The 26,015-nt window shown below is 41.0% G+C and carries 23 protein-coding genes; 8 read left to right on the top strand and 15 right to left on the bottom strand.

Annotated elements, in window-relative coordinates:
* Positions 1-6: 6 nt before the first annotated feature.
* From casB to O1D97_RS07295, 5 genes are all read right to left on the bottom strand, one after another.
* Positions 7-627 carry a type I-E CRISPR-associated protein Cse2/CasB gene (casB, locus tag O1D97_RS07315; protein WP_269124273.1) on the bottom strand — a complete coding sequence of 207 codons (621 nt, stop codon included), beginning with the start codon at positions 625-627 and terminating at the stop codon, positions 7-9.
* Positions 627-2,222 (bottom strand): type I-E CRISPR-associated protein Cse1/CasA, encoded by a 1,596-nt coding sequence (gene casA / locus O1D97_RS07310; RefSeq protein WP_269124271.1) that lies wholly within the window; start codon positions 2,220-2,222, stop codon positions 627-629. Before casA ends, casB begins: the two co-directional genes overlap by 1 nt.
* Positions 2,219-4,957 (bottom strand): CRISPR-associated helicase Cas3', encoded by a 2,739-nt coding sequence (cas3, locus tag O1D97_RS07305; protein ID WP_269124270.1) that lies wholly within the window; start codon positions 4,955-4,957, stop codon positions 2,219-2,221. Before cas3 ends, casA begins: the two co-directional genes overlap by 4 nt.
* Before the next feature lie 222 nt (positions 4,958-5,179).
* Complete coding sequence (locus O1D97_RS07300) at positions 5,180-6,427, bottom strand: multidrug effflux MFS transporter (RefSeq protein WP_269124268.1); 1,248 nt, start codon at positions 6,425-6,427, stop codon at positions 5,180-5,182.
* 271 nt (positions 6,428-6,698) lie between these two features.
* Complete coding sequence (locus O1D97_RS07295) at positions 6,699-7,988, bottom strand: cation:proton antiporter (protein ID WP_269124266.1); 1,290 nt, start codon at positions 7,986-7,988, stop codon at positions 6,699-6,701.
* Between the two features lie 361 nt (positions 7,989-8,349).
* On the opposite strand from O1D97_RS07295, the gene O1D97_RS07290 reads away from it, so the two are divergent.
* A complete protein-coding gene (locus O1D97_RS07290) occupies positions 8,350-8,643 on the top strand; it encodes a Bor family protein (RefSeq protein WP_269124264.1) in 294 nt (97 codons plus the stop codon).
* Between the two features lie 113 nt (positions 8,644-8,756).
* Here O1D97_RS07290 and rep read toward each other — a convergent pair whose 3' ends face one another.
* The gene (rep, locus tag O1D97_RS07285; RefSeq protein WP_269124262.1) at positions 8,757-10,805 is read right to left on the bottom strand and encodes a DNA helicase Rep; all 2,049 of its coding nucleotides are present in this window, start codon (positions 10,803-10,805) and stop codon (positions 8,757-8,759) included.
* A gap of 171 nt (positions 10,806-10,976) precedes the next feature.
* Positions 10,977-12,062: a bifunctional transcriptional activator/DNA repair enzyme AdaA gene (locus O1D97_RS07280; protein ID WP_269124260.1), complete on the bottom strand. Its 1,086-nt coding sequence runs from the start codon at positions 12,060-12,062 to the stop codon at positions 10,977-10,979.
* A gap of 184 nt (positions 12,063-12,246) precedes the next feature.
* Here O1D97_RS07280 and O1D97_RS07275 point away from each other — a divergent pair, with 184 nt between their 5' ends.
* Genes O1D97_RS07275 through O1D97_RS07265 form a run of 3 tightly spaced genes read left to right on the top strand, consistent with a single transcriptional unit; the run spans position 12,247 to position 14,729 of the window.
* On the top strand, positions 12,247-13,128 hold the full coding sequence (locus O1D97_RS07275; RefSeq protein ID WP_269124258.1) for an arylamine N-acetyltransferase family protein: 882 nt from the start codon (positions 12,247-12,249) through the stop codon (positions 13,126-13,128).
* Positions 13,106-14,086, top strand: a complete 981-nt coding sequence (locus tag O1D97_RS07270; RefSeq protein ID WP_269124257.1) for a DMT family transporter — start codon at positions 13,106-13,108, stop codon at positions 14,084-14,086. Before O1D97_RS07275 ends, O1D97_RS07270 begins: the two co-directional genes overlap by 23 nt.
* Before the next feature lie 55 nt (positions 14,087-14,141).
* Positions 14,142-14,729: a Crp/Fnr family transcriptional regulator gene (locus tag O1D97_RS07265; RefSeq protein ID WP_269124255.1), complete on the top strand. Its 588-nt coding sequence runs from the start codon at positions 14,142-14,144 to the stop codon at positions 14,727-14,729.
* A gap of 11 nt (positions 14,730-14,740) precedes the next feature.
* Here O1D97_RS07265 and O1D97_RS07260 read toward each other — a convergent pair whose 3' ends face one another.
* The 6 genes from O1D97_RS07260 to O1D97_RS07235 form a co-directional block, all read right to left on the bottom strand.
* On the bottom strand, positions 14,741-15,907 hold the full coding sequence (locus tag O1D97_RS07260; protein WP_269124254.1) for a glutathionylspermidine synthase family protein: 1,167 nt from the start codon (positions 15,905-15,907) through the stop codon (positions 14,741-14,743).
* 1 nt (position 15,908) lies between these two features.
* Positions 15,909-16,511 (bottom strand): DUF1190 domain-containing protein, encoded by a 603-nt coding sequence (locus tag O1D97_RS07255; protein ID WP_269124252.1) that lies wholly within the window; start codon positions 16,509-16,511, stop codon positions 15,909-15,911.
* A 10-nt stretch (positions 16,512-16,521) separates the two neighbouring features.
* Positions 16,522-16,935 carry a DUF350 domain-containing protein gene (locus O1D97_RS07250; RefSeq protein ID WP_269124251.1) on the bottom strand — a complete coding sequence of 138 codons (414 nt, stop codon included), beginning with the start codon at positions 16,933-16,935 and terminating at the stop codon, positions 16,522-16,524.
* A gap of 107 nt (positions 16,936-17,042) precedes the next feature.
* Complete coding sequence (locus tag O1D97_RS07245; RefSeq protein ID WP_269124250.1) at positions 17,043-17,690, bottom strand: YjfK family protein; 648 nt, start codon at positions 17,688-17,690, stop codon at positions 17,043-17,045.
* A gap of 171 nt (positions 17,691-17,861) precedes the next feature.
* A complete protein-coding gene (locus tag O1D97_RS07240) occupies positions 17,862-18,560 on the bottom strand; it encodes a PspA/IM30 family protein (protein ID WP_269124249.1) in 699 nt (232 codons plus the stop codon).
* A complete protein-coding gene (locus tag O1D97_RS07235) occupies positions 18,557-18,961 on the bottom strand; it encodes a DUF2170 family protein (protein ID WP_269124248.1) in 405 nt (134 codons plus the stop codon). Before O1D97_RS07235 ends, O1D97_RS07240 begins: the two co-directional genes overlap by 4 nt.
* 194 nt (positions 18,962-19,155) lie before the next feature.
* Between O1D97_RS07235 and O1D97_RS07230 the strand changes: the two genes are divergently transcribed.
* Positions 19,156-19,434 (top strand): DUF6471 domain-containing protein, encoded by a 279-nt coding sequence (locus O1D97_RS07230; protein WP_269124246.1) that lies wholly within the window; start codon positions 19,156-19,158, stop codon positions 19,432-19,434.
* Complete coding sequence (locus O1D97_RS07225; protein WP_269124244.1) at positions 19,427-19,978, top strand: rhomboid family intramembrane serine protease; 552 nt, start codon at positions 19,427-19,429, stop codon at positions 19,976-19,978. The genes O1D97_RS07230 and O1D97_RS07225 overlap by 8 nt, the downstream gene beginning before the upstream one ends.
* A 9-nt stretch (positions 19,979-19,987) precedes the next feature.
* Here the strand turns inward: O1D97_RS07225 and megL are convergent, their stop codons facing one another.
* On the bottom strand, positions 19,988-21,217 hold the full coding sequence (gene megL, locus O1D97_RS07220; protein WP_269124243.1) for a methionine gamma-lyase: 1,230 nt from the start codon (positions 21,215-21,217) through the stop codon (positions 19,988-19,990).
* A 428-nt stretch (positions 21,218-21,645) separates the two neighbouring features.
* Between megL and O1D97_RS07215 the strand changes: the two genes are divergently transcribed.
* Both O1D97_RS07215 and O1D97_RS07210 read left to right on the top strand, forming a co-directional pair.
* Entirely contained in the window at positions 21,646-23,244 is a 1,599-nt protein-coding gene (locus O1D97_RS07215; RefSeq protein ID WP_269124241.1) for a sigma 54-interacting transcriptional regulator, read from the top strand.
* Between the two features lie 91 nt (positions 23,245-23,335).
* A complete protein-coding gene (locus O1D97_RS07210; protein ID WP_269124239.1) occupies positions 23,336-24,262 on the top strand; it encodes an AEC family transporter in 927 nt (308 codons plus the stop codon).
* A gap of 128 nt (positions 24,263-24,390) precedes the next feature.
* Here the strand turns inward: O1D97_RS07210 and O1D97_RS07205 are convergent, their stop codons facing one another.
* Positions 24,391-25,902, bottom strand: coding sequence for a YifB family Mg chelatase-like AAA ATPase (locus O1D97_RS07205; RefSeq protein ID WP_269124237.1), 1,512 nt, complete (start codon positions 25,900-25,902; stop codon positions 24,391-24,393).
* Positions 25,903-26,015 lie beyond the last annotated feature (113 nt).

Below are 26,015 nucleotides of genomic sequence, written 5' to 3'. Positions count from 1 at the left end.
TTTAGATTAATTGGTTGTAGTAGATTTAGACGCTTTTTGATTGGCAGATAGGTAATAATCCATCGCCCATTGCACGGTAATTCGCTTATCCGCTTTGCGCGGTTGTCTGTCGTAATGCTCGTCAAACCATTGCAATATGTCGGCAGCCACTTTGGTTGGAGACACTTTGCCATCTAGTTGTTGAATAATACGACGCAAGCGTTTTAAAAAATCATCTGGCGTTGGCGTATTTTGCAACTTGGCAAAGCGCAACTCACTGACAATGGATTTATCCGTTGGTTTATTCTGTTTATCCAGTTTCTTCCCCGCTTGAACTGCCAATTTTTCGCCATTATCTTGCTTGATATGAACCAAAACAGCCGCGACGGTTGCCCAGGATTCAAGCTTTTGGGTTTGTCGTTCTTTAGTCATCTGCAGCAAAGTTTCCTCAAGCCCGTTATCCAACAATGCCATCCATAAAGCTCGAAAGCCTTCTAGCAACATAACATCGTCCGCCGTGTCGCAACGTTTCAATTCGGCTTTATGCGCCGTTGGTGCTGGTTGGATATGCTTTTCTTTCAATGCTGAGACATCTAGAAACATACTTTGCCACCAGCGACTTATCACTTTGAACTCTTGATCATCCATTAACTCACCTCCTGCTTCGTTTCAATTTTATGATTGGTTTTAAACGCTTTAATGTCTTTACCGCCATATAACCAGCCCGATAACGACCGCCTTGCTTCAATACGCTTTATCATGGTTCGCTCGGAACCCAGTTCAGACAAGGCGTATTCATCAAACAAATCCAGCACAACAGATTGCAGTTTCGTCAGCCATTTTTTAGCAGCCTCGGAAGAAAGCTGTTGTCTATCGTTTTCTACTTCTTTCATTAACTTGGCAATGGCATCAAAGAATAGATTCTCTGTACGTTGCCAGAATTCAAGATCAATAAAAGACATATCTCCCTTGGCGTCACTTGGGCTCTCAAACCAAGCCGCTTTGACCTCAGACCGTAAGTGCCATAAGGCATCAGACGAAAGCTTTTGTAGGCATTTTACCTCAACCAATAATTCATCTTGCTGCTCTGGACCAAACTGAAACAGAGGCATACTGGAGCTATACCAACAACGGGCTTTCATGTTGTCCATATCGTAACCAAATGCCCAAACACGAGGTCTGACCTGCTTGAAGGTTTTAGTATTAAAGGCGATGCTTTCAAAATGAGAAATAGCTTTCGCACACTTTTGCGCCGACTCACTACTCGAAAAAGTTAAAACATCCCAAATTTTGTAATGAATACCGCCTGGTTGACCTTTAATAGATAGCCATTCGGCTTCTGGCTTTTTAGGGTCACCTTTATAAGGTGTAAACGGATGCGACCAATTACCAGAATAGTTGTGACCGTAGTTTTGTGTACGGTACTCAGTAACCAATTTTGAGGTGGTTTTGCCTGAAATCTGGCACGTGCCGCTTTTGTCTTGCACTTCAAGGCGAATACGGCGTGGCATGGCCCAAAACATGTGCAAAGGATGAACGCTACTTTCATAGATCTCAGTGCCTTTTTTATCACTCAACCTAGTTGGAGCTAACCAAGGAAACACTGAACCATCGGTAAAATCAGGGTCATCATAAACCCAGTTTTCACGATTAATCACGTTGAACCAAAGCTTTTGCCACAGTGTTGCTCCTTCTGTGGACGGTTGTATCAAGGTAGTTAACGGCCCACCACCACGAAGTCCGACCCGATGCCCGGCACCACCAGCCGGTGCATTAATTTGCAGAGTAAAAAGCGCTAACAGAGCCATTTCTAACGTCATCTGTTCGCCAATCCCACGCTTAATAAAGTGGTCAGTGTTGTTCTTTACGCCATTTTCACCGGGCGCTTCTATAAGCAAACCGGAAACCGTCGTTGGCTTTTGCTTTTCCAATAGATCGAAATCCTGCATAAACAAAGAGCCATCTCCTTCACCATGAAAAGCATGCTCAACCTTTTGAAAAGCGTTTTCTAAGGTTTCTTGTGAAGGTGGTGTTTCAAACAGACTAACCCATTCACTTTGGTCTTTCGGCGCGAGCACGGTTTGCAATAAACCAATAACAAACTGATAAGCTGCGCCTTGAAAATCGGCCCGTGGCAACGCGAAATCCACCACGTCAGATCGGCTGATCTGGCTCATCGGCAACACCTGCTCCGAGCCATCTTCTAACCGCATCGGCAACCAAGGATCTTTTACTAGATTCATAACATGTCCTTATTGTTCGTTTCTTTAAACCCAAACCTGTTGTTATATTCAAATTCTGTATCGCCTTCCGGTAGCCAAGATTGTAAATATTTGCTGCTGGGATAGCGTTGCGCCAGATCATCACCTTCATCTTCTGATAGTTGAGTGAGTTTCGCGGCGTATTTATTTTTTGATATTTTGAGTGTACTAAGCTGAACAGCAAATTTAGGGTGGCTGACTCTTGGCTCTAATTGACCATCCCCATTTCTTTTTAGTAACAACACATTAACGGTTTCTATATCGCTATGACGAGTGCTAATGTCCGAGTCATCATCAAACCAATATTGATTACTGTGATCACTGTAACCATAGTCCTGCCATTTCAGTCGGTTTGATTTAGCTTTATTGGCTTTTGCCAGTTCATCGCCTTGGGTGTCTTGTTCAAGCTTCAATAGCGTCTTCGGTATTTGATCAAATGCCGCGCTTGAATAAACCGCTTCAATAAGATCCCTTACCTGTTCTGGCATTTTGATGCCGCCTAATTCTTTCAACTTTTTCATTCCCAACCATAAGCGGCCCGGGGAACGATAAACGTATTGCGTATTAATAAAATCTTGCGATAACCAGTCAACAGCTGGCTCATCTGACCAAACTGGTGCATGCAGATACAAAACAGGACTAGGACGAGTATCGGTAATACCGGATTGGTAGGTTCTGTGTTCGTTGCGTGTATGACGATGAAGACGACCAGCCCGTTGTATCAAATCATCAATTGGGCAAATATCTGAAATCATCACATCGGCATCGGCGTCTAAGCTTTCTTGAAAAACTTGTGTAGCGATAAGCACCTTGCCTACGCGGTCTTTTGCATTGCTGTCTTTACCAAAGCAAGCTAAAACTTGTTTCTCAATCAACTGACGGTCATCCAGCATAAAGCGACTATGGAATAACAAAGCATTCTCTGGGTTCGCCATACGTGAATGGATGGCTTGGTAAGCTTTTAGGGCATCGTCTACTGAGTTACGTATCCACACGACAATCTCGCCTTTTTCGACCGATTCTAACACTTTGCTAAAAACAGCTTCTTCACTTTCTAAATAAGCTACTTCAACAAAGCGGCTCACATCGGCACGACTTTCAAGCTCATGTTCCATTAATGGTATTTCGGATGTAAGGGACACCTTTGTCGCAAGAGGGAAATGATAATTTGTTGGTATCAAATGGGAGTACTGGCTTTCTTTTAAACCACTCTCTTTCAAATAAATATGCGCCAAACGTTGCCTTTGCTCCATAGATAACGTCGCCGTTAGCAATATCGCACTGCCACCCTGATGAAGGTGCAATGACAATAAACTTTCTAGCAGCTCGAACATATATTCATCGGCGGCGTGAACTTCATCAAAAACCAGCACTTTTCGATGCAAACCTAATAAACGCAATGACTGATGACGACGAGGCAAAACAGCAAGTAACGCTTGGTCAATGGTGCCCACGCCAACAGGCGCCAGCAGCGCTTTTTTACGAGAGTCACTTAACCATTGATTACACTGTGCTGTTGCGGTTTGGTCACTTGATGAATAATCGCTATCATCTTTTGATGAAGATAAAAGACTCGACTGAAACAACTCGTTCATTTCTCTTGCGCCATGTGCTAGCACAATACTTGGCTTGACTTCATCCGCCTTAAACATCATTTGATAGCTGTCAAACACGCGTTTATACATGGCGTTCGAGGTTGCCATGGTAGGTAAGCCAAAATAAAAGCCATCCGCAGCATTGGCTGCTAATAGCCTATGGGTTAAGGCTAAGGCGGCTTCGGTTTTTCCTGCTCCAGTCACATCTTCGAGTATGAAAAGCTGTGGGCTATCGTCTATTTCAACGTCTTGCGCCCATTGCTGTAATGGGGTTGGTGTAAAGCCAAAGTGCTTTTCAATGGATTCAAAAGGGGATTTTTCGTAGTGTTCACTTAAATCTGTCGCGTTTAACGCTTGTTTTGCGCGTTGTTGGGCGATAGGCCAATATTGATCTAATCCCATAGGAGTAGAGCAATAATGGAAGTAAGTTTGATCTGATCCGACCCAATCAGCTAAAACCGCGACACCCGCTAATGTCCAACTGACTTGTTTGAGTCGTTGACGCCATCCACGATCAACTAATTTTTCAATGGGAAGGCGAGGCTGGATAAGATGAAACGCATCAAGAGCAAACTGCTCTGCTGCGAAAATATTTTGTTTCCGCTCTATATAAGGAGTCAGTGCTCTAAGGTTATCTGTATTTATAGGCTTACCATGATGACCTAGCACGCAGTTCATAAAGACCATTAAGGTTTGCGAACACTCTACTTCTTCATCAATGTTTAGCGCCCTAGAGTAAAGTTCGTCACAATCCCTTATTGTATTCCAAAAATATAGCCCTAAGCGGTCGTGACGAAATTCTCGACCATCATACTGTCGGTTCGGGTTTGCTGCGAATAAATAGCCTAGCTCGTCTTTAAAAAGAGCCTGAAAGGCGGAAGAAAACTTCCCTAGGTCATGCAATGCCAGAAAGAAAGCAAACAATGTAGTGAGATCTTGCGGTTCTAAACCAAGAAACTCGGCAATATTTTTAGCAAGTTCGGTTTCTGGCCCTAATAACCTAGCTCCCACCGCTGCTACATCCAAGCTATGGTAGGGTAATAAATGGTATGGATCACCTTTAGATTCAAGCTCATTTTTTTGAGCTTTACCCCAGTAAAGAAAATACGATGCTAGCTCCATTTATTCCATGCTCCTTCTACTCTTTTTAGAGTACTGAAATTATTCCTATTATCCATACTACAAATTAAACAGAACGTTTATATTTTTTTGATTAAAACTAGCATCACCAGCCCTCTCGTGTAAAGTGACCGTATTACTGGATCATTTCTCAATACCTCTGATTAATCGTAATCTTCTTTTATCATATTTATTATTTATCGAAGAAGGCACAAACAGAGCCTATCACCGTATTTTCTTACTTTTCCTTGAAATAAATAACATTCCTAAAGCCATCATTGAAAATACCATAAAACCACCCGCAAAAGGGGTGATGGTGAAGTGATAAAGTTGCCCTACAACTACCGACAGTATGATCGCGAACAAGCTGGATAGAGAAGAAATAATAGAGGCGCCGAGACCTGCGGTTTTCCCTAAAGGTTCCATAGCCATTGCGTTGACATTACCGAACACCATACCAACACAGGAAATCATAACCATACCCAGCGCCATAAAAAGAGGGAACGGCGGAACACCATTATAAAAAAGCGCACAGATAAGCAAGCTAGAAGAGGCGATAAACAAGACAGTCAATACCGTTAACACACAACGAAACATCCCTACTCGCTGAACCATTTTTCCGTTAGAAAAACTCACTATCGCAATGCCAGCTGCCAACATAGCAAAATACAATGGAAACTTATCTCCTGTTTGGTAGACGTCCTGAAAAATAGATTGTGCGGTACTGATATAAAGCATCATCCCCGCAAAAATACTGCCTAACAACAGAGTTAAAGCCATGACGTCACGACGCATAACAATGGTTTTTGCAGCGATCAAAAGGCGCTTTCGATTTAAAGGAGTACGGTTCGATATCGATAACGTTTCCGGCTGTCTAATGATTAACCATAAAGCGGCAATGAGAGCCTGAACAATCAACAAGGTAAAAATCCAGCGCCAATTGGCCACCTCAATGACAAGCTGTCCTATTGAAGGTGCAAGCAAAGGGACTAAAATGAAGAACATGGTGATAAAAGACATAATTCGAGCCATTGCCGACCCAGTATAAAGGTCTCTAATTAATGCTCTAGAGGCAATTTTCGGCCCAGACACACCCAGGCCTTGGATAAAACGACCAACCAGAAAGACACTCAAAGAGGTAGCAAACACAGCAATTAACGTCCCTACAATATAGATACCAACACCGATAAGAATGCTCTTTTTGCGCCCAATCGCATCCGATAATGGCCCAAACAAGATTTCTCCAAACGCCATTCCAAAGATCATTACGGACACTATCCATTGCGTCTTTTGATAGTCATCAACCGCAAGAGACTCAGCAATATGAGGAAAAGCTGGCAGCATTGAATCCACACTTAAAGCACTTAACGAGATCATAAGAGCAAACAATGCAATGAACTCTTTTTCAGGCAAAGTTTCAGGAAGTTTTTTAGATGAACGTGCTTTTAAGGGCGAAAACAATTTAGATAACATAATATAAGCGCCTTCTAATAATAAGAAAAATCCTTACCAACCTATTATCTATCTTAATTGAATAAAGCGGGGCGGGAGTGTTTATTTCTTTACTCTGTTTTTTAAACACCGATTGACTAAAAATTGTGTTTCAACGAGATAAAGGTTTTTGAGAAGATAAGGTTCACCCGAAGATGAGCCTTATCTTTATAACTTGTTGTGGCGGTTAACTTTCGCTAACGTATAAAGTTAAGAGCGGTTATAAGTGTTTGAATTAGTATTAGGATCGTTATTAGCGTTTTGCTTTTTCCTCGGCCGCTTGGATGCTTTTTTCTATTAAAGGAGAGATAGTGAGACCTTGAACAATAATAGAGAAAATTACTACGGTATAAGTAATGACGACCATTAAATCATGCAAATCATAGGTCAGAATATGGATTTGGCCTGATGGGATTGCCGCCGCCATAGCTAAGGCTAATCCTCCTCGAAGACCGCCCCAGGTTAATATTTTCACTGAATGCTTATCATAGTCACGATAACGCTTAAAAACTAAATAAGGGCTACCAACGCTGATAAAACGAGCAATCAATACAATCGGTATCATCAGTAAGCCTAACCCAAGTATTTCCCAGGTCAGTGGAATGGTAACAATGAGCATCCCTATGATCAAAAATAACAGTGCATTTAAGAAACTGTCAGTTGCATGCCAGAAATCTTTTACATAGCGTGTGCCATCTGGACCTCTCCTTTTTGATGCTTTTGGACGCGTTATATTGCCCATTAAGATGCCACAAGTAACCATAGCCAAAGCACCAGAAATCCCCCAAATATTGGCTAGAGCAAAACCAGCCGAAGGGATCGTCAGTGTTACCAATAAACGAATATTCATGTCTCGGCAATTAATAATTACGAAATGCCCAAAGACAGCAATACCAAGACCAAAGAGGATCCCACCGATCGCATCAACTAAGAAAAGCTCTGCAATACCTTCAAAATTAGCCTCTGTACCATAAAAGGCCACGGAAAAAATAGTCGTAAAAATAACCAAACCGACCCCATCATTGAATAGAGATTCACCTTCAACTTGAATCGATATGCCTTGTGGGGCATTCATCTGTTTAATGATAGCGAGTACCGCAATCGGGTCTGTTGGGCTGATCAACGCTCCGAAGAGGAGGCAATAAATAAAGTCGACGGGGAATCCAAATAATTGAAAGGTGTAATAACTTAATAATCCAACAATAAAGGTCGATGTTAAGGTAGAAAACAACACCAGTATGGTGATTTCCCACTTTTGTTTTTTTAAGGCATTTAAATCAATCTCTAACGCGCCAGCAAACAATAAAAAACCCAACATACCTTCCAACAACAACTGATTAAAGTCGATATCAGATACGACCTGAGTAATAAATAACGCCGTTTCATCGCCCAGCATTTTAACGGCAATAATCAATAGTAATGAGATCACCACTGAGCCCGTTGTTATCGCAATCGTCGTTTGCATTTTAAGGATAAATTGATTGGTAAAAGCGATTAACACCGCTAATGCCGAGAGAAAACAAATGAGATACCAAGCGTTCATCGATAGGCCTAACTAGTGAGTATTTTTAAAGGGGGAATAATCGGGCATTATTATAACCCTTTAACTCATTTTAAAAAGACGTGTTTTTTTGTTTATGAAAAAAACATCTTATTGAAAACAAATCAATCTTAGTTAATAAAGCAGAACAGAATTTAGCGTCGATAGCCTTAAATTTAAGCAATTGATTTTATTAAATTTAAATATAACCACCTAAAAACCTACCTGATTTTTGAACATTAATCTATTTCAAAATGTAACAGCATTAGTGAGAGTATTATTAGAAAAGTGATGTTTTTTAATGCTAATATCTTTTCGTAAAAATCGAACCTTGCTCAATTATTGTGTTTTTTGGAGAAATAATATGAAAAAGCAGTTATTACTAATTACCATGACATCCAGTTTATTATTTGGTTGTGCCACTCAGACATTTAACCTTGAAAACAGCAATGCGCCACATACTGGTGCCGACAACCAACAATCCTTTTTTATTAGCGGTATTGGCCAAGAAAAACAAATCAATGCCGCTGAAATTTGTCACGGAGCGGATAACGTCGTCAAAGTACAGACAGAGCAAACATTTGTAAATGGCCTATTAGGTATAATTACCTTTGGTATTTATACACCAAGACAAGCTCGTGTTTTCTGTAAACAATAGTCTTACCTTATACTACACGCTTTATTCAGATCACCTGATTCAAACCGTCATCAGAGTGATCTGAATGAATACAAGCACGTTGCAAGCGCTCACTTTTAGTTCCATAACCCTTTTTAGGAATTTAGCATGGCTTTTAATGCGGACAAAGACGCTTTGCCTTGCTCTTTTTTAACCGCTTCAGATTCATCCCCTCGACCTTCCCATTGCAGGTCTTCTTGAGGGAGCTCATCTAGGAAGCGACTGGGTAAGCAATCGATTTCTTGACCATACTGACGACGCTTTGAAGCTAAGGTGATACATAGGGTACGTTTTGCGCGGGTAATTCCAACATACGCTAACCGACGTTCTTCTTCTATGTCGTCATTCTCTATACTATTTCGGTGAGGCAGTAACTCTTCTTCACAGCCGAGTAAGAAGACATGCGGGTATTCCAATCCCTTCGATGCATGCAAGGTTAATAGTTGAACCTTGTCTTCGTCTTCTTCTTCCTCTTGACGTTCCAACATATCAATCAGCAATAACTTACTGATTGCTTGGTCCAATTCCGCATTTGGATCTTCTTCCCAAGCGCTTTCCATCATGCGCTGAATGGAATCCAGTAAAAAACGAACATTTTCAATACGTCTCTCAGCCGCAGTGGGTGTGCTCGCTTGTTCCTGTAACCAACCAAAGTAATCAATATCATGAATCATTTGTTCGATAACAGGGACTGGAGAAGCGCCTTTTAACCGCTCTCTTAAATGCCGTAACCAGCGCTCAAACTCTTGTAAGCTGCGCAAGGATTTGCCGGTTACTCTCTCTTCTAATTCAGCAAGACCACTGGCTTCAAATAAGCTCAAGTTATGCTCAGTGGCTAAATTACCCACTTTCTCTAAAGTGGCTGGACCAATATCACGACGAGGTAAGTTGATGATTCTTAGAAATGCATTGTCGTCATCCGTATTAACCAATAAGCGTAAATAACTCATCAAATCTTTAATTTCAGCGCGGGCAAAAAACGAAGTGCCGCCATTAATCTTATAAGGGATACGATAGGCTTGAAGCTTGATTTCCAGAAGTCTGGCTTGATGGTTTCCTCGATACAAAACCGCAAAGTCCTTATAGGGGATGTCATGCCTTAGGTGCCGAGATTGAATTTCGGCCGCAACCCGTTCCGATTCCGCTTCTTCATTACGGGTGACCATGACTCGAATCGGATCACCGACCCCTAGATCGCTCCATAATGCTTTTTCATACACATGGGGATTATTAGCAATCAATGTGTTGGCGGCTTTAAGAATGGTTTTTGTCGAACGATAATTTTGCTCCAGCTTAACCAGTTTTAAATTGGGATAATCCCGTTGCAGCTGTTCTAAATTCTCAGGACGAGCACCACGCCAAGCGTAAATGGATTGATCGTCATCCCCTACTAAGGTGAAGTTTTTTCGATAGCCAGCCAAGATACGGATTAGCTCATATTGACTGGTATTAGTGTCTTGGCACTCGTCCACTAAGAGATAACGTACCTTTTTCTGCCACTTCTCTTTTAGTTCCGCTTGTTCTTGTAATAACTGCACTGGCATCAAGATAAGGTCATCAAAATCCACCGCGTTGTAAGCTTTAAGATAACGCTGATATTGAGTATACACTTGTGCGGCTAACAACAGCTCTTCTGTATCCGCATTCGTCACCGCTTGATTCGGTGCTGTCATGTCATTTTTCCAAGAAGAAATCGTATGTTGACAATAGGCGGCTTCGTCAGTTTGTTGATTAAATTCCTTATCTAAAATCTCTTTCACTAATGCCAAAGAATCTTGCGAATCAAATAAGGTAAAGCCAGGTTTCAGTCCCGCTTTATGGTATTCCTTGCGTAATATATTTAAACCTAAGGTGTGAAACGTAGAGATCTGCAAGCCTCGGCTTTCGGCTTTACTTAGCATACTTTGCACACGTTCTTTCATTTCACGCGCGGCCTTATTGGTAAAGGTAACAGCAATGATGGAATTGGCTTTAAAATGACAGGCTTGTATGAGATAGGCGATTTTAGTGGTAATTACACTGGTTTTACCACTGCCCGCTCCGGCTAATACTAACAAAGGCCCTTCAATGCGTTTTACCGCATCTAACTGGCGTTCATTTAACGTTCTTAGTCGTTGCTGAATAGCTGGAGGTATCGCGTTCATACTGTTTCCAAAGGTAAGGAGCTAAAGAAAAACAATCGAGAATAAACAGCGATTCTACACCACTTTAGCAATATGAACGACCAATATGCGCGTCTGACAATTGAGCTATTTTTATAATTCAATGGCTTGGAGGACATCTACAGTTCAGCTACAGTTCAACAATAGCTCGCGTCAAGCATGACTGTGCTTTTTCTCATGCTCCAGTAACCAGCGCTTACGTTCCAAGCCGCCAGCGTATCCCGTCAATGATCCATCTTTACCTATGACTCGATGACAAGGAATGACAATGGCAATGCGATTATTACCATTTGCCGAGGCCACCGCCCGAACCGCTTTGGGTCGTTCAATGTTTTCAGCCTGCTGCTGATAGGAGCGAGTTTCGCCATAAGGTATCCCTTGTAAACATAGCCAAACTTCGTTTTGGAATTCTGTCCCTGGGGTAATCAAGGGCAAATCAAATTCCATTCGAGTCCCATCAAAATACTCTGCTACTTGCTCTTTCGCTTGTTTTATAAAATCATTTTCACCGGTAACAATAGTAGCATTAAGGCGCTTTTGTAGATCTTTAAACTCTGTTTCCAGCATTTTTCGTTCTACGAATTCGAGTAAACACACCCCGTCATCGGTAGCACAAACGAACATGGGACCTAGAGGGGTAGTAAAACGACTGATTAAAATAATCTGATTATCCATACTTTTTGTTGGAGACTTCCCGATAAGTTTTTTATAAGTATAGCCAAAGCCGCTTAATGAATCATAACCGGTATCAAACGCAGCATCGGTGGTTTTTTTACCGTCCTTAAGCTCTTTAAACGCATTATTAATGCGGTACATACGTTGGTAAGCCTGAAATGTCATCCCATAATGCTTGTTAAACCAGCGCCGGACGAGTTCAGGGCCAATACCCAATTCACGAAGTTTCCAGTCTGCAATTCTTTGCTTGGGATTGTCTCGTACCATTTCCATGGCCTTAAGGACTTGCTCCGGTGCTTCATTCGCATTTTCTGTTGGCTTGCACACTTTACAAGGTCGGTAGCCTGCCGCCAAAGCGTCTTTAAACTCAGTATAAAACTCCACATTTTCAAATTTAGGTTTTCTGGCTCGACAAGTCGCAATGCAAAACACTGAGGTGGTTTTTACTCCCACATAAAAGATACCAACGTGATCCGCTTCCCGGTTCACTAAGGCTTTATAATAGGATTCCATGGTTTTTATGTCTGTGATTCGCATATTGAAAATACCTATTGAAATATCCATTGATCATACTCGTATTCACAAAATATGCTCAACCGAAAACTGAACGAGTATTTTTTATTTAAGAAAGTTAACCTAGGTTAATTCCTTCCTTTGTCTTCTCTTCTACTCTAGCGACATTAACTCGTTATCTTATTCACCATTGCCTTATAACGCTTACTATAAAAAAGTGACAGGAGTACACAAAATGACCTTATCCGCTAGTTTACAAAACTACTTAGCCGACCTGAAACTCGAGACACCCAATGAATTATCACTGCGTTTTGTGTCTGAGCTACAAAATAAACACATAGCAAAATACAGCTTCAACAGTCTGTCAGTCGTATTGGGAGAAACCATGTCTCTGGAAACAGATGACCTAAGCCACAAAATTGTCACTCGTGGACTAGGAGGTTATTGCTTTGAGCACAATAAACTCACATTTGAGTTGCTTTATGCCCTTGGTTACGAAGTAGAGTTAAAACTGGCCCGGGTACTGTATATTTCCCAAAAAGAAGACCAAAACAAAAAAGCCCCCAGAACCCATAGAATCACCTTATTGCATCATCAGAATAACACCTATTTGATCGATACAGGCTTTGGCGGTTATGGGCCAAATACGCCATTATTGCTTGAGATCAATAAAGAACAAAAAATAGGAGGAGAAACTTATCGCATCGTTTCTCTATCAACAGAAATGCAAATCGCAACCATGGAGTACGATCTACAAATCTGGAAGGATGGGAGCTTCTTTACCTTGTATCGCTTTGATTTAGCGGATTATTCTGACGCAGACTGCCAATTAGGACACTTTTACTCTCATAAATTTCCCGCGGCAGGCTTTGTTAACAACTTGGTCGTTAGCCTCAAAAATAACGATTGTGTCATCGCCTTAAAAAACCATACCTTTATGGTACGTATTGATGGAAAAGAGGAAACACGACTCGTCACTACTCCTAATGATTTACATAATAGACTCACCCGGGATTTTCTATTAAATATTGATTTCGCCATCGCTGAACATTTATTTGAACGTTTCCTAGCCCCAAAGCTATCAGAACATTCGAATGCTCAAAAGGCCTTATTATGAATGGATTTATGACCTTATTAATATGGGCTTGGTTAATGGCATCGTCTTTCATTATTTCCGGCCATATGGTGACCTACGCAAGCCCAATCGCGACGTCTGGATTCCGCTTTTTTTAGCACTGATCATTATGTTCTTAGTTCTGATGGTTACTTGGTATCGAGAGAAACTCAATATTCGACAACAATTGCAAGCCTTGTTCCACTCTCCAAGACAAGCCTTTCACTATTTATTGATTAGCGGTTCTCTTGTTGGTTTCTTCATTGGACTGTTTGTCTCCTTGGAAACCACAACACCATTAAATACTTCGGTTTTATACACCTTAATACCATTAATGGGGGTCATTATTAGTAAGCTTTGGCTGAACATTTCGACGCCTTGGCTCAAGGTAAGTGGTTTTATCATTGGCTCAATGGGAGCAACAGGCGTGCTTTTTAGTACTCAAATGCACAGCCTAGAGGAGATCCAATCCTTCCAATGGAATCAAGGTGATGCATTGTATGTCGGTGCCTGTGTTCTATTAGCATTTCATGTGGTTTCTGTTCAAAAGTGGGGACGTGGTAATAAGCCATTCTCGGGGGCATTTATGATTATGTTATTTGGTACTCTTTGGTTGCTCCCAATTACCTTAATTTGGGGTGAGCTGGGGGATGTTCGATGGGAGGCCACAGGGTTTTGGATTAATGCGCTTTATCTCACCATTTTCACCACCATTTTCACCTTTGTATTACAGCAGCGCTTAGTACATACGGTTGGAGCGAACCGTTTATTGGCGTTTTCTTATACAATACCGGTTTGGGTTGCCTGCTATACAGCATTTTCACAATCACAACTTTCTAGTTTACTGAATACTGGTTTTATTCTAGGCTTAGCCTGCTTAGTAACCTCCCTGTACCTAATTGATCGACAAAGTACCACGCTCAATAGGTCCTCTACAGAAAAGGGGGATCTAGCCACTTAAAATGCGAGGTATTGAACCGTCATACTGCTGGATAACACCCTATAGGTAGAACGCAATGGATAAGGAACAATTACAACTCAGTTTTCAGAACTATTTCGATAATATGGGGGATGGGGTTCAATGGGACAGACTCTCCACTCCTATGGAAATTCACTCCGTTTTAAAAGGTAACTACCTTTTCCAGCAAGGAGATAAGGTTGATCGATTTTTCTTTTTACATACAGGATTAGTTCGCTATGTTAGCGTTTCTAAAGAAGGTAAAGAATATACACAAACTTTTGCCAAAGGTCCGAGAATTGTCGGTTCCACACGAGCTATGGTCAGTCAAACGCCTGTTCTGTTCAGCATCCAAGCCTTGGAAGATAGTATTGTTTTATCGTATTCTTGGGCCGATTTTTTCCAACAAATGCGTCAAGATAAGGCTTTCTTAGAGTGCTACTGTCACTTTCTTGAACATATATTTATTATCAAAGAAGAAAAAGAAAGCGCCTTTGCAAAAGACTCGGCGGAAAAGCGCTATCTTGATTTTTGTACAGATTACCCTGAGTTAAAAGATAAACTGCCACAACAGCAGATCGCCTCTTACCTCAGTATTACCCCCGTTGCATTAAGCCGAATTAGGCAAAGGCTAAAGAGAGGGTAAGTACAACAATATTAAACTATTATATGAGGCAAAAACCGGCTCATATCTTGGGTGATGGGATTTCGATCTTCTCGAATAGAGATGCCCGCCGCTTGATCGTCCACTAACCAGCTACCAATTAAAGTATAACTGTCACCGAACTTAGGCAGCATATGAGTCGCTTGATAAATAAAGCCTTCTTCGCCATACGGACCAGATGACGCTTCAACCCCTTTTTCATCACCGATAAAAGAGATGTTTGACCCTTCGCGGGAGAAAATAGGCTTTTTAACAAGAGAATCGATTCCAGAGGCAAGATGAAGCTCATCTTCAAAGAAAGCAGGCAATAAATTTGGATGGTCTGGAAACATTTTCCACAACATTGGTAATAAGGCTTTATTCGATAGAATGCTTTTCCAAGGAGGTTCAATCCAACGGATATTATTGTGCCCGAGCTGGGCGGAAAATTCCTCTTGAAACATAAACTCCCATGGATAAAGCTTAAACATAAAGCGAATAATCTGATCTTTGGTATCAGTAAAATTACCTTTCGCATCACGCCCAATGTCTTCTATATACACAAATTCCGTACTTAGACCCGCTTCGTTGGCGCAATCTTCTAAATATTGTACGGTTCCTCTGTCTTCTGGTGTGCCTTTACAACAAGCAAAATGCAGCACTCTATCTGGCGTTAAATATCGAATGTCCTTAAAGCGATTAACTAACTTTTCTTGCAGAATATTAAATTGATCAGAATGCGGTAATAATACTCCCGCATCCACATTATCCTGTAACCATAACCATTGCCAAAAACCGGTTTCATAGATGCTGGTTGGCGTATCAGCATTATTCTCATATAACTTAGCATGGCCTTTTCCAGAATAAGCAAAGTCTAAGCGAGAATACAAACTTGGATCACCATTGAGCCACGACTGACGTATAAAATCCCATTGAGCTTCTGGTAAACAAAAACGTCGCATCAATACATCGTCATTGATGACCTTATCAACAACCCCCAGGCACATCTGATGGATTTCTTCTGTGGGCGATTCAATGTCTCTTTCAATTTGCTCTAAAGAGAATTGATAATAGGCACTTTCATCCCAGTACTTTTCACCATACATGGTATGAAATTCAAAACCGAACTCTTGTGCTCGTTTTTGCCAACCAGGCCTTTCTGCAATCGGGATACGCAACATGTTAGCCGCCCCAACTTGATTTTTTTCCACCACCCCAGCTTGATTTGGCAGACGCTACCGATCCAAAACCACCACGAGAAACGGTACGAGTTACGGTAGGCTTAGACTGTAAATTAGATTTATCGACTTTATAGGATCGTTGGCCCGCATTACCGATAACGCGCCCATCGGCTGTCATAATACGATCAGATGATCCGCTTTTAGGGTAGCGATAGACTGGGTTATAGCGATTGCTCCGACCACTGTCTAATAAGTTACTTACTAAGAAACCCGCCATAAACGGCGTGAAGAAGCTGCCTTGACTAGATCGATTACACTGATCATAGCCAAACTCCGCTTCACAAGCCGCTTGAGAACTGTATTTTGGCCCGGTACGTTCCGCTTCTTGCAAGGCTTGCTGATAGGCGACTTCACACTGAGCTTGAGTCAAAGTGGTACTCACTTTACAGTCTTCAATGGAAGAAACGACTTGCACTTCTTCTTCAGATGAACCACACGCGGCCAAGGTGACGGACGCAATAGCTAAGGTAAGCGGACGCATTAATGGGGAGGCTGATTTAACCTTCCGCATACTGTCGAGATTAATGGATTTACTTCTTTTCACAGTATACTCCTTAATAAGCCATACAAGCCGCGTTAAGCAAACCAACAGAAATACTGGTTGCGGCGAGCATAATGCCGGCACTGACTTCATTAGCAATAATACGAGAAACAATTTTTGGCATAAAGATAAAGCGTACAACAAAGAAAGCGAGAGATTGAGCAATCAATGCCACTACGCCCCAAATAGCAAAATCTAATAAAGAAACCGAGTTACTGGCCGCGCCAGCCAAGGCAATAGAGAAACCAATAATGGCACCACCAAAACCAATGGCGGCCGCGGTATTCTTATCTTCTTTTATCAGTTTCCATTCATCATGAGGCGTTAAAAAGCTATAAATCACTTTGAAAATAATGACAAACAACAACGCCAAACCGAAGTAAACACTGAAATTAATTACGCTGGAAAAAAGATCTTGCTGATCCATAGGAAATCCTTATTTAAATTAGAAATGTATCAAACCATGAGTAGCCAACTTATTCGAGCAAACTCATTAAGTCGCCTGTTTTACCAATGTCATGCCAAAAAACAACACTAACCGTGAATAGTCAGTTGAGATGGGGTTAGTGTAATACCTGTACTCAGAACAAAACAACGACTTAAACCACTTTCGTCTTCACTTTCCTCCGCCGATAAGAATAGAGACTCCGTTCTCTCATCCGCAATATCTCGTTCAAACAACATAGTAAATTGGTCTGTTGTCGATGTTTCTCCTTCATCATCGTAGGTTTTTTCTTGTATGTATACAGGGTTGTGATAATCACTGGCCGATGTCCACACCCGGCGGTAAGTCTGCCCGTCTAGATCGTAAAGAGCCGTGCCCATTTTTTTATTCAGTAAATTATCCCACACAAATTGATTCGGTACGTCTTGAGTATCGTAGAAGTGGAATAATTTCACATCCACAACATTTTCATCCGCTTTTCCACCTTCGGAGATCACTTGTAAAAAAGCGTCGTCATCCGTATAGAAACGGAACATCCAGGTACCATCCAGTTCAGCGATACCAACGGCTTTAATAATATAGGTTGATGCGGCACCTTTCGTCGTCAACTGATCTTCTATCATACGCATCAACAGGGAATCTATTTCGAAGCTACCGCCCAAGCGAAGTCCCATAATAGTAGGCGCTGAGGCTTTTAAATCTTTCGGCTTTTTTTTATTAAAAAATGAAGAAAACATATTATCCCTACTTTTGGTTCTTAATTTATCGATATTATGAGTGGATTCAATTCGTTAGTAACGCTTTCAGCAATAGATATACGATAGTCAGCTAAGAGCGAAATAAAAATGGCCACTTTATTAAAGCAGCCATCTTAACCTATCTCATCTTAATAACACTTTAAAAGCCGATTACTTGGCTTTTTTCGCCGCCAGAATTTGTGCCAACTTATCGCTACCACTTTTTTGACTGCTACCAGGCTTAATTCCTGCCGCTTTCAACTTAGCATCAAGATCAGAACCGTTCTCTTCATTAGCTAACTCTTCCGCCACTTCCAGCTCAGCACTGCGCTGTTGTTGTTTCTCTTTGATACGGTCAAGACTGCTTAACGCCGTTTTCACTTTACTGTTTGCACCCATATGACGAGTTGAAACCGCTACTTGGGCTTTCTGCACCGACTCTGTCGCCTTTACCTGCTCAATTTGCTGTTCCATACGACGAACATTTGTTTTCGCTTTCGAGATATTGGATTTCAGTGTTTTCTCAGACGATTGAAAACTTTCAAGAATACTTTGCTCTGTTTCTAACGTCGCTTCCAACTCGCCTACTTTGTCTGCACACTCTAATGCTAGAGCATCATCACCTTTTTCACTGGCGGCAATGGCATGATTAGTATAGGTTTCGATATCCGCATTAAGAGAATCGACTTTACCTTGAGCCAGCTTCCGCTTAGCCATTATTCTTGTCAGACTTTCGTCACAGGCTTGTAATTCTTTTTTAGCTTCGCGCATCTCTTGATCCAAGATACGAATAGCTTGGGTATCAGCGACGGCTTCTACACCCTCATTTGCAGCACCACGAAGTGCTGTCCATAATTTTTTTAGACTCATACTGCCATCTCCACATTCAAATAATCACTGTATAGATCCAGAAACTCAGGCACATTATCAAAAAGAGTTTCTATTTCTTCTAATACAACACTGTCTTTACTGTCGGTTGATAACGCACCGAAAGCCACATAATACTCATCATCACCTATCTTATTGATACCGATAGTGGTTAGAGGAACAAGTTGATGACTACGAAGAATCAACTCATTTAAGGTATTCTTATCTTTTACACTCGCGGCTGAGAACAACGCCGTCTCAACGATCATTTGTTGATTACCCACATATACAAAGACGTCAACACCTTCATCATTGGAAATAGTTAGGCATTCACCTTCTGACTCTACAACCCAGTTAGATTGAGCTTCAATCAGCGTTAATAAAGTATCTTTGTTCCAAGACATATTGTTTTCCTTATTTAAAATAACATATGAGCGTGTAACATAAGTCACAAATATAGCACTATAAGCAACTATGTCAAACATAATTCATATACGTTGCCATATTTGATATGGATAGGTAATATGAACAGCACGTTTTAAAAGAATACGATTTCAACCAAATTCTTATCAAATAGTAGCATCGTATGGACAGAAGTATGAACCAAGATCAAAGTATAAAAAACCGCCAAGCACTTTCCCCTTATAAATTGGCTATCACTCGTTATATCCGGTCTTCATTAGCCTTAAAAGGCCTTAAATATGACGACCTAAGTGATGCACTCAATAAAAGAGGCATAATAATGACACCAGAGAATCTTCGGAGTAAAACCCACAAAGGCATGTTTTCAGCGGATCTATTTGCCGCAATTATTGATGTCCTTTCACTTGAAGAAGACGCTTTGAGAGATATTTTAAAGCAGACCCATAATGTTTAAGCGATTTGTCCCTACAGAAATACTTTGGTTTGTTATTACCATATGGGCAGTTTTCCTAATAGACACCCTTCTTATTGGTATTAATTTTAATTACCTTGGTATTCGACCTAGAAATGTCGATGGTTTAGTCGGCATTCTATTATCTCCCTTTTTACACGCTGGTCTTTATCATTTGTTATCAAACTCAATTGCTATTTTGATATTAGGAAGCTTACTGAAAACCTCTATTGGTCCCAGTAAATTACGACTTGTTATGATTCTCGGAGCGATTGGCTCAGGTGTGGGAGTTTGGTTATTCGCGGCAAACGGCCTAGTGGTTGGTGCATCAGGAATGGTATTTGCGTTTTTAGGCTATCTTTTTGCGGATGCGTTATTTAATCCCAGTTTACGCAGTTGGTTATTCGCTATTCTCTCTTTCTTTGCTTATGGTGGTGCACTCTTCTCGCTGGTAAGCTTTTTACCATACATTTCTTGGTCTGCCCATTTTTGGGGATTCGTTACGGGCATTTTACTGTCATATTTTCTTGGCAGAAAACGCCCATAAAGAAAAAAATTAGGCCACTTGCTGAGGTTTAGTGGTCAATAATGCGCTATCTGAAGCCTGTATTTGTGTTAATGACTGTTCTAAATCAGCAATCAAATCTTCAAAATTTTCAAGCCCTACTGAAATACGAATTAGACTATCACTGATACCGGCATCCAGTCGTTCTTCTTGAGTATATGGAGAATGAGTCATACTCGCCGGGTGCTGTATTAATGATTCCGCATCACCTAGGCTTACCGCAATTGAAAACAGTTGCATACGGTTAATAAACTCAGCGCCACCCGCTAGGTCGGTATTTAATTCAAACGCAATCACACCACCAGCCGCTTGCATTTGTGTACCAATAAAGCGATTTCCTTCATGGCTTTTTAGACCGGGGTAATACACTTTAGCGACTTGAGGGCTTTGCTCTAAAAATTCGGCAATCGCTTGAGCATTTTTACAATGCCTTTCCATACGTACAGGCAGTGTTTTGATACCACGAATAATCAACCAAGCATCATGTGGGCTCATCGTTGCACCAATGTCTTTTAACACCGTCATTTTAATCTTGTTGATCATTTCTGAAGTACCGCAAATAATACCAGCTACAACATCTCCATGGCCATTTAGGTATTTTGTTGCACTATGAACCACAATATCAATACCGTACTTCCCTGGCTGTTGCAGTACCGGTGTTAAAAATGTGTTATCCACAACAGATATTAAGTGATGTTTCTTAGCAACTGTCCCAATCGCTTCTAAATCTAAAACCACTAAATTTGGATTAACCGGTGTCTCTAAAAAAATCAGCTTGGTATTCTCTTGAATACAAGATTCAATATTACTCGGCTCTGTCATATCAACAAAGCTCACCTCAATACCAAAACGGGTCAACATATGACTAATTAAAGCGTAAGAACAGCCATATATGGCTTTAGAAGCAATCATATGATCACCGCATTGTAAATTACTCAATAACGCGCCCGATACCGCTCCCATACCCGTAGCGGTGGCGGCAGCATCTTCCATTTGCTCCAATGCCGCTACTCTCATTTCTAATTGTCGTGTTGTTGGGTTACCCAAACGACTGTAAATGTAGCCTTCAGCGTCTCCAGCAAAACGATCTGCACCTTGTTGAGCATTATCAAACATAAAAGTAGATGTTTGATAAAGTGGTGTTGCAAGAGAACCAAATTGCTCATCGTTAATACGACCAGCGTGAATCGCTTGTGTCTCAATATGCTTGCTGTGTTCCATGGTAGTAATCCTTAATTCAAATTAGACATAGGCTTTAGCCACTTAGCTCAGAAACAATAGGAGCTATTGAGGAATGATACTTATGCCTGAGTTATTATTATTTGATGATTAACGATTATTAGGAGAGCAATTTACTAGCCAATTTTTTATTTTTCTTTTAAATCATAGAGTTATGATAAAAAAAGGGAAAGTAGATAAAAACACAAACAAAACCGTCATATTTTTATTACAAAAGACTCAATCGTATTCAATATTTATTTTTTATAAAGATCGGATAGTAAACATGAAAGTAGGATTTTAACCGCTAATATCAACAAATTTATCCTAATTGAGTAAAAATTCGCTATCTACAACTAAATGTAATATTTTAGTTACATGTCATTAATTTATTACAATATCGTATAACCCAATAAAAATAAGCCTTTATTATGCGTATTATCATCGAATCAAACGACCGTATTGGCATTAGCCAAGAAATTCTACATATTTTTTCTCAACGAGCTTGGAACATTCGTTCGACAGAAGTCACCATCGGCTTTACTTACGTTCATATAGAAGATGAATCTTTAAAGTTTGATGATATAAAGCAAAGTCTACAAGCTATCGAGGGTATTATTCGATGTCACGAAATTGACTTGATGCCTTCTGAAAGCCGAGAAAACCATCTCCAAACCTTATTGGATCGCATTCCTAACCCCATTATTGATATTGATGAATCTGGCTCTATCTTAGCCATAAATAACGCCACCAAACGTCTATTAGCCGATGTTACAGATAAAATTGAAGGGCAATCCATTAATCGCTTCATTGATCAAGACGTAAAAACACTGTTAACGGATAAAGTCACAAGCTGCAGTTTACTGTTCCACCATCAAGCTCATCTAGCCGAAATCCATCCGGTCGTGGCGAATGGGCTCACTAAAGGTGTAGTGATTACCCTAAGAAGCATGGGGAGCTTAGGAAGAGAGCTGTCAATCCTGCAATCTAAAAAAAACCAAGGTATCGACAACATCATTGGTCAATGTGAAAAAATTCAATTATTAAAACAACAAACCCTCCGCTTTGCTGAGCTGGATTTGCCTGTTTTTATTAATGGCGAAACAGGAACAGGAAAAGAATTAATTGCCCGTGCTTTACATCAATCAAGCCAACACAATAAAGCCGCTTTTCTAGCCATTAACTGCGCAACCCTTCCGGAGCACTTGTTAGAAAGTGAACTGTTCGGTTATGCCGCAGGCGCATTCACTGGAGCCCAAAAAGGCGGTAAACCTGGATTATTTGAATTAGCTGACGGAGGGACATTATTTCTAGATGAAGTCGCAGAGATGTCAGTGTATTTACAAGCGAAGCTTTTACGTTTCTTACAAGATTTTACTTTCCGTCGAGTGGGCGGTAATCGTGAGGTGACGGTAAAAGTTCGTATCATCAGTGCCACACATCAAGATTTGCCATCATTAATTGAGCAAAAACGCTTTCGGGAGGATTTATATTATCGGCTCAACGTCTTAAGCCTTGCATTACCTCCTTTGAGGGAGCGGCAGGATGACATACCTTTATTAACTCAGCATTTTATTCAAACCGCGGCTTATCAAGTAAATCAAAAAACGCCATTAATAACTGAAGCTGCATTAAATTTACTACAAGATCACAGGTGGCCTGGCAACATTAGACAATTGCAAAATACCTTATTTAGAGTGGTTGCATTAAATACGGGAGAGGTCATAAACGACTCCCATATCAAGCAGAATTTACAGCGATCACAGGAAAGCACTCCCACAGTGAATACCGTACCTCTTATAAATCAGGAAGAAACACCCGCTCTCAATTCATCTGGAGAAGCACAAAAAATAAGAGAAACTTCGAGCGAAGGTGTTCAAGATTGGCAAAGTGCACAGGCTACTTTTGAAAAAGAATTACTGCAGACGCTTTATCCACTTTTTCCTAGTACAAGAAAATTGGCTCACCGCTTAAACGTATCTCACAATAAAATTGCCATGAAATTAAAAGAGCATGGGATCATAAAATAAAATTTCTCTTCAAATAAAAAATTAGATAATGTATTCTTTATTTAATGCAAGGAACATCATCGATCACTCATAACAACAAATAAGACCTTCTATGCTAGATATTCTGTTAAAAATCATGCCATTGTTTGCCTTGGTAGCGATCGGCTACTTTTGTAAAAGTAAAACCATTATCAATGCACAGGGGCTAAAATACTTAACGCATTTTGTGATGTATTTGTCGTTACCCGCCGTGCTTCTAGGGAAGTTGTCCACAACCGATTTTGCAACACTCATCGACATTCCTTTTTTAATTGCTTACCTTTTATCTCTTGCAAGCGTGATTTTAATAGCTGGCGCAATAGGGTATCTTGTTTTTGAGAAAAATAAGAAAAACAGTATTATGCTGGGATTAGGCGGTGTTTATGGCAATATCGGGTTCCTTGCTATTCCAGTACTCACCACCACGGTAGGTGAATGGGTTTCTGTGCCTCTCGCCCTAATGCTGACATTGGACTTATTAATTCTGCTGCCTCTCGCGACCTTTTTATTGCAACTTACCAATACATCAGAAAACAGCCAATCCACTCCACTTAAAGCCCTAAAACGCTCTTTGTTAAACCCTCTTATTTTATCTATAGCGTTAGGTTTGCTGTTGTCTGTCTTGGAGGTTCAATTACCTAATGATCTATTGAGCGGACTTGGATGGCTAGGCAGTGCAGCGGGTCCGTGTGCTATGTTTATTGTTGGTACGGCACTGTTCGGTAGAAAAGTCAGTCAAAAGCCAATGGCGGCATTATATATTTCAGCGATAAAACTACTTATTATGCCATTTGTAGTGTTTGTATTTATGAGCATGTTGAATGTCGACTCCACTTGGGTAGTAGCGGCCACATTAGGTGCATCGATGCCCTGTGCAGCGGTGTTAGGTGTCATTGCGGAAGAGCACAAAGCCATACCACATCAAGCCTCAACCGCCGTATTATTGACGACTATTTTCTCCGTCATTTCCATCCCAGTATTAATTAATCTATTTAACTAATGTCTATAAGCTCAATAATAGGCGCTATGCAAAATAGCGTCTATTTAACTTTTTTGTCCTACTCCATTTATTCAACACCACCTTCGCGCTTCTTCCACAAACCTAGCCTATAAATTTAGTCAGCACACTTAACCAACCAGCTTAGCCAATTTTTGCTCCATCTTACGGTACCCTAACGACTCCATTAAATGATGTCGGGCAACTTTGTCTTCTTTTGATAAATCCGCAAGCGTTAGCGCGACTTTTAATACCCTATGATAAGCCCTCGCAGACAGCTTTAGCTTTTCCAGCGCCTGTTGCATAAAGCGCTTATCCTCTTCTGATAGGTTGCAAATCGACTCCAATTGCCGGCCCGAAAGTTGAGCATTCTGACACCCTTGGCGCTCTCTTTGACGAACGACGGCTTGTTCTACTCTTTTCTTTACATCAACACTAGACTCTCCTTGCTCTTGGGCATTCACCAGAATATCTGATGGCAATGGAGGGACTTCAACATGCAAATCGATACGATCTAAAAATGGAGCGGATAATTTACTTAGGTATTTTTTAGTCGCTTGAGATTGATAATAATCCTCTTCACCAGAATACGCTTCATTGCTTGCATTCATCGCTGCGACTAAAAGAAACCTCGCTGGATACGTCATTTGGCTACGTGCTCTCGAGAGGTGAATTTCACCGTTTTCTAATGGCTCTCTTAACACTTCTAAGACTTTACGATCAAATTCTGGTAACTCATCAAGGAAGAGCACACCACAATGAGCGAGAGAGATTTCTCCAGGTTTAGGAATCGACCCTCCTCCCACCAATGCCGCTGCAGAGCTACTATGGTGAGGAGAGCGAAATGGCCGTTGTTGCCAAAACCAATCAAGCCCCATTTTTCTCCCTGAGATGGATTGAATTGAAGCTACGGCCAATGCTTCAGACTCTGTCATAGAGGGCATAATACTTGGCAGTCTCGACGCAAGCATCGTTTTTCCAGTTCCTGGAGGCCCAATAAAAAGGAGATTATGTCCACCTGCCGCGGCCACTTCTAAAGCTCTTCTAGCCAGAGGCTGACCTTTTACATCCGCCATATCTTTATAGCTTGCTTTTAAATTATCCGTATCTGCCGCTTGGCAAGGAGAAAGCTGAGTTAACCCTAAAAGAAAGGCCGTCACTTGGGTTAAGTGTTGAGCGCATAAATGATCCGCTTCTACCAGAGAGGCTTCTGCTTGATTTTCCTTAGGGAGAATCAACTGCCGTCCCTGCTTGGCACACGCGACAGCAGAAGGCAGAAGCCCAGATACAGATCTAATCGCCCCCGCTAATGACAATTCTCCAATAAACTCGTATTTTTCTAAATCTACCTCTCCTAATTGACCTGAAGCGTATAAAATACTAATCGCAATCGCCAAATCAAAACGACCACCTTCTTTAGGCAGGTCCGCAGGGGCAAGATTAATGGTAATACGTTGTGTAGGGTAATCAAACTGACTATTAAGAATCGCACTGCGTACACGATCTTTGGCTTCACGCACCGCAGCTTCGGGAAGTCCTACTATGTTTAGAGCTGGCAAACCACCTGATATATGGGTTTCCACTGTCACCAATGGGGAATCTATGCCAACACGGGCACGACAAAATAAAGTTGCTAAACTCATGATCGCTCCTTGATCATTTTTATTTAAAACACGTTTCTTGAAATATTTTTTGCTTACTGTCGTTTTTTTATACGTCTCTCACTCAAAAATTGAACCAATAGATACATACCCTC

It is taken from the genome of Marinomonas phaeophyticola (assembly GCF_026966905.1).
GTDB lineage: Bacteria > Pseudomonadota > Gammaproteobacteria > Pseudomonadales > Marinomonadaceae > Marinomonas > Marinomonas phaeophyticola.
The sequence above is the reverse complement of the archived record's forward strand: the minus strand, read 5'-3'. Positions and strand labels throughout refer to the sequence as shown.

Bases quoted from the DNA above. Each gene is read 5' to 3' on its own strand.
- casB (WP_269124273.1), bottom strand. From the start codon at position 627: ATGGATGATCAAGAGTTCAAAGTGATAAGTCGCTGGTGGCAAAGTATG.
- casA (WP_269124271.1), bottom strand. From the start codon at position 2,222: ATGAATCTAGTAAAAGATCCTTGGTTGCCGATGCGGTTAGAAGATGGC.
- cas3 (WP_269124270.1), bottom strand. From the start codon at position 4,957: ATGGAGCTAGCATCGTATTTTCTTTACTGGGGTAAAGCTCAAAAAAAT.
- O1D97_RS07300 (WP_269124268.1), bottom strand. From the start codon at position 6,427: ATGTTATCTAAATTGTTTTCGCCCTTAAAAGCACGTTCATCTAAAAAA.
- O1D97_RS07295 (WP_269124266.1), bottom strand. From the start codon at position 7,988: ATGAACGCTTGGTATCTCATTTGTTTTCTCTCGGCATTAGCGGTGTTA.
- O1D97_RS07290 (WP_269124264.1), top strand. From the start codon at position 8,350: ATGAAAAAGCAGTTATTACTAATTACCATGACATCCAGTTTATTATTT.
- rep (WP_269124262.1), bottom strand. From the start codon at position 10,805: ATGAACGCGATACCTCCAGCTATTCAGCAACGACTAAGAACGTTAAAT.
- O1D97_RS07280 (WP_269124260.1), bottom strand. From the start codon at position 12,062: ATGGATATTTCAATAGGTATTTTCAATATGCGAATCACAGACATAAAA.
- O1D97_RS07275 (WP_269124258.1), top strand. From the start codon at position 12,247: ATGACCTTATCCGCTAGTTTACAAAACTACTTAGCCGACCTGAAACTC.
- O1D97_RS07270 (WP_269124257.1), top strand. From the start codon at position 13,106: ATGCTCAAAAGGCCTTATTATGAATGGATTTATGACCTTATTAATATG.
- O1D97_RS07265 (WP_269124255.1), top strand. From the start codon at position 14,142: ATGGATAAGGAACAATTACAACTCAGTTTTCAGAACTATTTCGATAAT.
- O1D97_RS07260 (WP_269124254.1), bottom strand. From the start codon at position 15,907: ATGTTGCGTATCCCGATTGCAGAAAGGCCTGGTTGGCAAAAACGAGCA.
- O1D97_RS07250 (WP_269124251.1), bottom strand. From the start codon at position 16,935: ATGGATCAGCAAGATCTTTTTTCCAGCGTAATTAATTTCAGTGTTTAC.
- O1D97_RS07245 (WP_269124250.1), bottom strand. From the start codon at position 17,690: ATGTTTTCTTCATTTTTTAATAAAAAAAAGCCGAAAGATTTAAAAGCC.
- O1D97_RS07240 (WP_269124249.1), bottom strand. From the start codon at position 18,560: ATGAGTCTAAAAAAATTATGGACAGCACTTCGTGGTGCTGCAAATGAG.
- O1D97_RS07235 (WP_269124248.1), bottom strand. From the start codon at position 18,961: ATGTCTTGGAACAAAGATACTTTATTAACGCTGATTGAAGCTCAATCT.
- O1D97_RS07230 (WP_269124246.1), top strand. From the start codon at position 19,156: ATGAACCAAGATCAAAGTATAAAAAACCGCCAAGCACTTTCCCCTTAT.
- O1D97_RS07225 (WP_269124244.1), top strand. From the start codon at position 19,427: ATGTTTAAGCGATTTGTCCCTACAGAAATACTTTGGTTTGTTATTACC.
- megL (WP_269124243.1), bottom strand. From the start codon at position 21,217: ATGGAACACAGCAAGCATATTGAGACACAAGCGATTCACGCTGGTCGT.
- O1D97_RS07215 (WP_269124241.1), top strand. From the start codon at position 21,646: ATGCGTATTATCATCGAATCAAACGACCGTATTGGCATTAGCCAAGAA.
- O1D97_RS07210 (WP_269124239.1), top strand. From the start codon at position 23,336: ATGCTAGATATTCTGTTAAAAATCATGCCATTGTTTGCCTTGGTAGCG.
- O1D97_RS07205 (WP_269124237.1), bottom strand. From the start codon at position 25,902: ATGAGTTTAGCAACTTTATTTTGTCGTGCCCGTGTTGGCATAGATTCC.